6 protein-coding genes, 8 tRNA genes and 1 rRNA gene (1 of these 15 cut by a window edge) are annotated in these 8450 nt (G+C 49.0%); all 15 read right to left on the reverse strand.

The window, feature by feature from the left end; translation table 11 throughout:
• The gene (gene ppaX / locus LOS79_RS24355; protein ID WP_315413016.1) at positions 1-645 is read right to left on the reverse strand and encodes a pyrophosphatase PpaX; all 645 of its coding nucleotides are present in this window, start codon (positions 643-645) and stop codon (positions 1-3) included.
• Positions 646-653: 8 nt separating this feature from the next.
• The gene (gene lgt, locus LOS79_RS24360; protein WP_315413018.1) at positions 654-1682 is read right to left on the reverse strand and encodes a prolipoprotein diacylglyceryl transferase; all 1029 of its coding nucleotides are present in this window, start codon (positions 1680-1682) and stop codon (positions 654-656) included.
• A gap of 12 nt (positions 1683-1694) precedes the next feature.
• The gene (gene hprK, locus LOS79_RS24365) at positions 1695-2633 is read right to left on the reverse strand and encodes an HPr(Ser) kinase/phosphatase (RefSeq protein WP_315413020.1); all 939 of its coding nucleotides are present in this window, start codon (positions 2631-2633) and stop codon (positions 1695-1697) included.
• Positions 2634-2933: 300 nt separating this feature from the next.
• Complete coding sequence (gene ltrA, locus LOS79_RS24370; RefSeq protein ID WP_315413022.1) at positions 2934-4100, reverse strand: group II intron reverse transcriptase/maturase; 1167 nt, start codon at positions 4098-4100, stop codon at positions 2934-2936.
• 944 nt (positions 4101-5044) lie between these two features.
• A complete protein-coding gene (locus tag LOS79_RS24375) occupies positions 5045-6166 on the reverse strand; it encodes an ABC transporter ATP-binding protein (RefSeq protein WP_315413024.1) in 1122 nt (373 codons plus the stop codon).
• Between the two features lie 110 nt (positions 6167-6276).
• Positions 6277-7359, reverse strand: coding sequence for a PucR family transcriptional regulator (locus LOS79_RS24380; RefSeq protein ID WP_315413026.1), 1083 nt, complete (start codon positions 7357-7359; stop codon positions 6277-6279).
• 151 nt (positions 7360-7510) lie between these two features.
• Positions 7511-7583 (reverse strand) — tRNA-Lys (locus tag LOS79_RS24385).
• 9 nt (positions 7584-7592) lie between these two features.
• Positions 7593-7675 (reverse strand) — tRNA-Tyr (locus LOS79_RS24390).
• 3 nt (positions 7676-7678) lie between these two features.
• Positions 7679-7754, reverse strand: a tRNA-Phe gene (locus tag LOS79_RS24395).
• A 26-nt stretch (positions 7755-7780) separates the two neighbouring features.
• Positions 7781-7858: transfer RNA gene (locus LOS79_RS24400), tRNA-Asp, on the reverse strand.
• Positions 7859-7875: 17 nt separating this feature from the next.
• Positions 7876-7951, reverse strand: a tRNA-Thr gene (locus tag LOS79_RS24405).
• Positions 7952-7981: 30 nt separating this feature from the next.
• A tRNA-Val gene (locus LOS79_RS24410) sits at positions 7982-8057 on the reverse strand.
• Between the two features lie 9 nt (positions 8058-8066).
• A tRNA-Met gene (locus tag LOS79_RS24415) sits at positions 8067-8143 on the reverse strand.
• Between the two features lie 25 nt (positions 8144-8168).
• Positions 8169-8260, reverse strand: a tRNA-Ser gene (locus tag LOS79_RS24420).
• 81 nt (positions 8261-8341) lie between these two features.
• A 23S ribosomal RNA gene (locus LOS79_RS24425) occupies positions 8342-8450 on the reverse strand (it continues 2817 nt past the right edge of the window).

Genomic DNA, 8450 nt, shown 5'->3' on the forward strand with positions numbered 1-8450 from the left:
CTATCGCTCCTGCTCCACAATCGTATAGAGGTCCCTCATATCGTGGATGATATAATCCGGTTCGTACTTGCGCAGAGTATCCTCACCCTTAAGCGACCAGGCTACTGCTGCTGCCCTTACACCCGCAGCCTTGGCAGATAGAATATCCACCGCACTGTCGCCCACCATCAAGGTTTTACCGGGATCTACGCCAAGATTAGCCACTGCCGTAAGCACAGGCTCCGGATGAGGCTTCGGATGAGTGATCTCATTTACCGTTACAATCGTATCCATGTATTTCAGCAGATCGAACATTTCCAGTGCTTTGAGTGTCGTAGGGCGTATCTTCGTAGTTACAATGCCAAGCTTGATCCCGCGGCTTAACAAGCCTTCCATCGTCTCATTCACATGCGGGAATGAATCAATCAGCTCATCATGATGCGCATAATTGTATGAACGGTAGGACTGCTCCAGCGCAGCTGTATCCACCTGGCCGGAAAAAGCAGTTATCTGCTGCTGCAGCGTAGTACCCATATGAGGAATAATCTCCTCCCGGGTCAGGGCGGGCAGATTATTCTCCTCCAGTGCATGCATAAACGAGCGGATAATCAGCTCATTGGTATTCACAATCGTGCCGTCCAGATCAAACAATACGCATTCTATCATTAGCCCAATTACTCCTTATTTTCCTTATCTTCCGCTGGCTCTGCCGGCTGAACCGGCGGGGTAACCTTCTGCGGTGTATTGACAGCACTCTCAGGCACTACAGCATCCGCTGCTGACGCCTTCGTGCTGACAATAGGATCTGAATAATGCGGCTTAGGCTGCCCAGTCACACGCCGTACGATAATCAGTACGATTGCAGCAACAATAATCAGCAGCGCCAGCAGCTGCGAGATCCGCACGTTGCCGTAAGCCGGGTCGAAATAACCCTGTTCGAATCCAAGCCATTTCATTGGGCTCCAGAGTCCGTTAATGAACGATGCCAGACCGCTGCTGCCGTTAAATCCGAGACTGTCCGTACGCAAAGCTTCAATAAAGAAGCGGCCGATGGAGTACCAGATGAAATAAGACATGAAGATTTCCCCGGCACGTACAAACTTCTGGCGGCGCAGCACCATAAGCAGCAGAATGCCAAGCAGACTCCAAAGTGATTCATACAGGAAGGTCGGATGGTGGAAGGCATCGCCTATGTACATTTGATTGACAATAAAATCCGGCAGATGCAGCTTATCACGCAGGAAGGATTCCTCCGCAACACCGCCATAAGCTTCCTGGTTAATAAAGTTGCCCCAGCGTCCGATCATTTGTCCGGCAAGCAGGCCCGGTGCACAAATATCGACGATCCGCCAGAACGGATAACCTTTGTAGCGGAAATAGATAATCCCGCAGATAATCGCTCCGATCAGTGCGCCATAGATGGCAATACCGCCATTCCAGACTTTGAATACATCCAACAGATTGTTCTTATAGTCGTCCCACTTGAACGCTACGAAATAAATCCGTGCACCAACAATCGCCGAGGGTACCCCCAGCAGCAGCAGATCCATGAAGAACTCCTGCGGAATATTGAAGCGTTTGCCCTCCTGTATGGCCAGGAAAAGTCCAGCCAGTGCACCAAGGCCAAGAATCAGACCATACCAGTGAACCGGCAGCGATCCAATTTTAAAGACAATCGGATTAATCGCTAAAGTTAAAAACATGCTCTCACACTCCTAGTCCAGATCATCCATGTCTTCAGAGATGGTGGCTGTTAGTTTGTTAGTAAATTGCAGGGCTGCATTGAAGCCCATTTGCTTCAACCGGTAGTTCATTGCGGCAACCTCAATAATTACAGCAAGGTTACGGCCCGGACGAACGGGGATCGTTACGAGCGGCACATCAGTATCAATAATCCGGGTGGTTTCTTCATCCAGCCCAAGCCGGTCATACTGCTTGTCTTGCTGCCAGGCTTCCATTCTTACTACCAGAGTGATCCGCTTATGATTTCGGATTGCGCCTGCACCGAAGAGCGTCATTACGTTAATAATCCCTACGCCGCGAATCTCCAGCAGGTGACGGATCAGCTCAGGAGCTGTACCATGCAGCTGATTATCAGATGTCTGGCGGATTTCTACAGCATCATCGGCAATCAGGCGGTGACCGCGTTTAACCAGTTCAAGCGCTGTTTCGCTCTTACCTATACCGCTGCTGCCGGTAATCAGCATCCCTACACCATACACGTCACACAGAACACCGTGAATTGTTGCTGTGGGTGCGAGCTTACCTTCCAGGAAGCTTGTCAATCTGCTCGAGAAAATCGTGGTTGCCATCGAGCTGCGCAGCACCGGAAGTCCCTTCTCGTTACTGATATCAATCAGCTCCTGAGGCACATCAAGCGCACGCGTAATCACGATACAAGGCGTGTTATCGTTACAAATTCCGCGAATCCGGCTCTTACGTTCTTCTTCCGGAAGCATGGAGAAGAAAGCCAGCTCTGTTTTGCCCAGCAGCTGAACACGTTCTTCCGGATAATATTCGAAATAACCGGCCATTTCCAGTCCAGGACGATTAAGATCATCCACTGTAATCGGTCTTTTCAGACCCTCTTGCCCGGAAACTACCTCTAATTGAAAATGCTGCACTAACTCCGATACTTTTACCTTCTTAGCCATGTATGTCCGTCCTTTCGTCACCTGCGGTATACCGCATCCCCGCATTCTGGTTCACAACTTTTCCCATTCCAGCTACAGGTAATTCTCCTGCTATCTTAATTGATAACGCCTATGAATGCAATCTTAATGCCTGATCCTTCCTCGGGCCGGATATGTAGGGTAAGACGAGGGATTACTCCCTCGGACTCCCCGTCAAACCGTGCATGCGGATTTCCCGCACACGGCTTTCCTTCGTCAGTTCCCCATCTTCAGGAGTGAGTTTCCTTCATCCGTCGCCGGATTGCCTATTTCACTCCTGAATTAGGAACGTGTGGTGAGTAAGCTTGTTAGAAATACCATTCCCGCTGAATCCAGTACCTTGTTTGGAATCAGCCGGTTTGACACCGTAGATTTCTTTTGGCGCATAAAGGCTCGCACCCTCATTCGCGTCCATTCATCCAGACGTTGAAACTTTTTCTTCACATTCCCTATACCAAAATAATTTCCAAATCCTCGGATGATTTCGTTTAGTGTCTTGAGCATTTCGTTCAGATTGTTCCCTTGCTGCCTACGCGTTGCGTTTCGGATTTTATCCTTATATTTCTTCACTTTCGCGTCCGGCAAGGTCACATACTCTTTCCGATAGTCGAATCCCAGAAAACGAAATCCTTCTTCGAAATCTACTACTTTTGTTTTCTCCGGATGCATCCGCAGCCCTAGGTCCTCTTCCAGGATCTTCTTTGCTGTCAAGTACGCTTCTTTTGCCTGTTCCTTGCTCTTGCATAGGATCACGGCATCGTCCGCGTACCTGACTACAGCGAATCCCTGCTCCTTCATTTCCCAGTCAAACGTATTCAGATAGATGTTCGCCAAGAGCGGCGAGATCACTCCGCCCTGAGGAGACCCGATTTCTGTTTCATGGAACTGATCATCTTCCATGATTCCCGCCGTTAGCCATCCGCGGATGAGCGTCAGCACTTTTCCGTCGGTGATTCTCCCTCGCACCTTCTCCATGAGTCCTTCGTGTGGAATTTCATCGAAGAAAGATACAATATCCAGGTCTACCACATGTTCATATCCGTTTCGTTTGGCTCTCCGAATGGCCCGTATGGCTTGATGCGCCGAGTATCCTGCCCGAAAACCAAAGCTATAATAGTAAAAATCCTCTTCGAAGATAGGCTCAATGATTTGACGGACGGCTTGCTGACAGATTCGATCCCTGACCGTGGGAATGCCTAGCGGTCTTAATTTCCCATTTTCCTTCTCGATATAACGTCTGCGCACCGGATTGGGTACGTAACGACCCTGCTGCAATAACCTCTGGAGTTCCCTTAGGTTTATGTGCAGATTCTTTTCGTACATTTCAATGCTTACGCCGTCCACACCGCCGCTTCCTTGATTCTTCTTCACCGATAGCCACGCTTCGTGCAGATTGTTCATTTGGTATACCTTATCGATTAAGGAGTAGTAACGTCTTTTCGGTTTCATTGGTGTTTCACCACCTTTATCGTTACTCACCAAGCTGGTCTTGTTTTCGCTACAGAGCATCGATTCCTTGCTCGTTCCATCCCGGCAACTGCGTGTTAGAAAAAAAAAACCTTCAATCGCTCCTGCTGCCTTTGGATGTACTCAGGTCGTCAGTTTGCCTCATCCCCAAGCGTTCTTTCGCTCTCGGCGGGACGTACCCTCTCGGTCAAACCCTCGCTGGTTTAAGACGTTTACGATCTCCACTCACGAACACTCACGAGCTTTGACGAAGCACGTTCCCTTCGCCTCTGTCTCTCCTCTTTTGGAGTGAGAGCAGGGTATGCGACACCACTTTTTTTCCTCTGGCTACTTGCCGCTAAAAAAAAAAAAAATTGGGCACATACTCATCCGGGTTTTCTCCTCCAGTCTGTTACCAGCTTTCATTGGCCCGAATTTACTCACTACTACGGAACGATCCGCCATCTCGCAGCCCTTCGGCTTGGCTTTCCCTCTCGGTTATACCGCCCCTACCTTATCCGCGTTTGCGCCAAGGAGACTACGAGACTTCCCTCAGTTATCTGCACCTTCTGTTCCATCCATCCTGACCCTAAACACGTCGATGAGTCCTACAGGTCATGTCCCTTTGGTTGTTTTCCTGTAAGATATACGATTTTGTATAGGTTTCCCCGTTTTCTTGGCGGGTCACCCAGCATCGCCGCCACTCTGGTTCACTGCATTCCGGGCTGGACTTTGCCTGCAGGCCCTTCGGATTCTTCCTCACGGAAGACACCCTGCCAATCCCGCACGTGAGTGCCGGATTTCTACTTCGGCTACAGCACTTTAAAGGGTAAAGTTACCGGGTGGATTTGAACCACCTAGATGATGCGACTGTGAGGCGCACAAGAAAAAGCCGCCCTTTCAGGCGGCTTCCTTCAATATGAACTATATTCAAGCTGTACTTTGACTTAGCCCAGCAGAACGTTAAGTTCGGATTCTTTATCAAAGATGTGGATTTTGTTCATGTCGATTGCCAATTTAGGCTTGCTGCCTTCACGGGTAGTGGAACGTCCATCTACACGGGCAATTACAGTGTTGGAACCAAGGCCGCTCAAGTAGAGGAGCATTTCATGACCAAGGTTTTCAGTAACATCAACCATCGAAGTGAAGATTGTGTTAGGGGAAGCTTCCAGGAATACTGGCTCTTCATGGATATCTTCTGGACGAACGCCCATGATTACATCTTTACCGATGAAACCTTTGTTACGCAGGATTGTAGCTTTGCCGCCTGGAACTTCAACATCAAGATTCTCAGCACGGAAGCGAACAGAACCGTTAACTTCGGAAAGAGTACCATTGATAAAGTTCATTGTAGGGGATCCGATAAATCCGGCTACGAACAGGTTCTTAGGCTCATTGTACAGCTCTTCAGGAGAAGCAGCCTGCTGGATGATACCATCGTACATAACTACGATACGGTCACCCATCGTCATAGCTTCTGTCTGGTCATGCGTTACATAGATACAAGTGGTTTCAAGGCGTTTAACCAGCTTAGTGATTTCCGCACGCATTTGACCACGAAGTTTCGCATCCAAGTTGGAAAGAGGCTCATCCATCAGGAAGACTTGCGGATCACGCACGATAGCGCGGCCCAAAGCGACACGTTGACGTTGACCACCGGACAATGCCTTAGGTTTGCGTTCCAGCAAATGCTCGATATCGAGGATTTTGGCTGCTTCGCGTACTTTCTTGTCGATTTCTTCTTTCTTCACTTTGCGCAGTTTCAAACCGAAAGCCATGTTCTGGTACACGCTCATGTGCGGGTACAGGGCGTAGGATTGGAATACCATCGCGATATCGCGGTCTTTAGGAGCCACGTCATTTACTACACGGTCACCAATATACATCTTACCTTCGGAGATTTCTTCCAGACCTGCGATCATACGCAGTGTTGTGGATTTACCGCAACCGGAAGGACCAACCAGTACGAGGAATTCCTTATCTTTAATATCAAGATTGATATCGATTACTGTTGCTTTATCAGAACCCGGGTATTTTTTGAAAATATGCTCTAAACGTACGCCTGCCATTGTATTTCCCCCTCGAGTTAATTAATTGGATTAGAAAATAAATCGCTTTCTTGTACACTTATCTTACCCCAGACACGGGCCGATGGCTATTTGCAAGGTTCACAAAAATCCTATTTTCTTTTCGTCACTTTATACAATAACATGGCTAACTTCACAATAGCGGCATCGCCGAAGCTGCGTACATCTGCCCCGGTTTCCTGTTTGATCTTATCCAGCCTGTACAGCAGCGTGTTCCGGTGGATGTACAGCTTCTTAGCCGTCTCACTGACATTACAGTCCATCTCAAAAAAGGTTTCCAGCGTCAGCAGCATTTCCTTATCCGCCAGCACTGACGTGTAATCGCCGATCTGTCCCAGCAGCTGTCTGCGGCGGTCGTCAGGAATACTGTTCACCAGCCGCTCCATGTGAAGCTCCCACGGCAGATGAATATAATCCCCCACCTGAAAAATCCGTCCGAGCACAATCGTCTCCCGCAGCAGAGTAGCGGCACCGGTCAAGCCTTTAACCGGAATAATCGCTGGTGCCACCGCGAGATGGAATACACCTACCCACTCACTGGCAATCAGCTCATGCAGCCCCATTGAGGTCTGAGACAGCAGGTCCTCTGCACTCTCTTCCTCATCTTCCTTATCATCCCCGCCGGTGAGCAGTTCCTTCCGGGCTAAAATAATCCATTCCTTTTCCTGCAGCGGAATAAGCAGCACTTCATTCTCGAAGTAACTGCGCAGCAGCTTCATTAAGGATCGGTAAGTCATCTGCGGATTATGGACATTCTCACTGACCAGCATAAAAGGAATCATATCCCCAAACAGCCGGCCCTTCAGCGTAATCTCATCAGGAATCTCAGTATCATCCTTCTCTTGTTCGAGCTGTGCATTCAACCAGCTGCTTAACTGGCGTGCCTCCACCTCGCCCTCTTCCTTAATGCCTGTGGCTTTAAGGGCTATTGCAAAATTTCGTCCGGCATAATTAGCCAGCTGGAGCTCCAGCGGAGACAGCCCTTCTGTCTCCACCCATACTGCGGTTATTCTGGCATCATTCTCATACAGGGGAATCCACAGATAACCCTCATGGAATACAGGCTGATCTTGGTCCTTATCAGAACCCGCACCAAAGAGAGAAGCTGAATGCTGCCTCCCAAGCTGCTTGATTCCGGTTTTCTTTCCCGTGAGCTGCTCCAGTTTTTGACGCAAAGCCTCACTATCCATCGTCACCATTCTCCACCACTTTTGCTCTTTTCGCCTATTTTATCATATTTTGCTACAACATGCGGAATCGCTCTTCTGGACATTAACGAACATACAAAAAAGCCATCACATTTAAGTGATGACTTCTTAATTGGGATGAGCCATGAAGGACTCGAACCTTCGACACCCTGATTAAAAGTCAGGTGCTCTACCAACTGAGCTAATGGCTCAAAAAGCAATGGAGGCTGATGGATTCGAACCACCGAACACGTACGTGAGCAGATTTACAGTCTGATGCGTTTGGCCACTTCGCTAAGCCTCCATATGGTGGCGCGGGAGGGAATCGAACCCCCGACACAAGGATTTTCAGTCCTTTGCTCTACCGACTGAGCTACCGAGCCTTAAAACAAGCCTTAAAACAAAAAAATGGCGGAACCGACGGGATTCGAACCCGCGATCTCCTGCGTGACAGGCAGGCATGTTAGGCCAACTACACCACGGTTCCACAATTTGTTGTAAAAATGGTGCCGGCGAGAGGACTTGAACCCCCAACCTACTGATTACAAGTCAGTTGCTCTACCAGTTGAGCTACACCGGCACGGTGTAAGGTGGATCTAAAATTTGAAAATGGTGGAGGCTGAGGGGTTCGAACCCCCGACCCTCTGCTTGTAAGGCAGATGCTCTCCCAGCTGAGCTAAGCCTCCGGGTATGTATGGTAGCGGCAGAGGGGATCGAACCCCCGACCTCACGGGTATGAACCGTACGCTCTAGCCAGCTGAGCTACGCCGCCACACTACAAAGTATTGGATTTATAATGGCGGAGAGAGAGGGATTCGAACCCTCGCACCGCTTACGCAGTCTAACCCCTTAGCAGAGGGTCCCCTTATAGCCACTTGGGTATCTCTCCAAATTAATGGTAGCCATGTAAATCCGTACAGGAAATTAATTCCTGAAAACTGAATCCGAAACGAATCTGCGAATTAATTCTTTGGATAAGCCCTCGACCGATTAGTATTGGTCAGCTCCATGCATTGCTGCACTTCCACCTCCAACCTATCTACCTCGTCGTCTTCAAGGGGTCTTACGTATTGGGAAAT

Source organism: Paenibacillus sp. MMS20-IR301, from assembly GCF_032302195.1.
Taxonomy (GTDB): Bacteria; Bacillota; Bacilli; order Paenibacillales; family Paenibacillaceae; genus Paenibacillus_AQ.

Bases quoted from the DNA above. Each gene is read 5' to 3' on its own strand.
- ppaX (WP_315413016.1), bottom strand. From the start codon at position 645: ATGATAGAATGCGTATTGTTTGATCTGGACGGCACGATTGTGAATACC.
- LOS79_RS24375 (WP_315413024.1), bottom strand. From the start codon at position 6,166: ATGGCAGGCGTACGTTTAGAGCATATTTTCAAAAAATACCCGGGTTCT.
- ltrA (WP_315413022.1), bottom strand. From the start codon at position 4,100: ATGAAACCGAAAAGACGTTACTACTCCTTAATCGATAAGGTATACCAA.
- lgt (WP_315413018.1), bottom strand. From the start codon at position 1,682: ATGTTTTTAACTTTAGCGATTAATCCGATTGTCTTTAAAATTGGATCG.
- hprK (WP_315413020.1), bottom strand. From the start codon at position 2,633: ATGGCTAAGAAGGTAAAAGTATCGGAGTTAGTGCAGCATTTTCAATTA.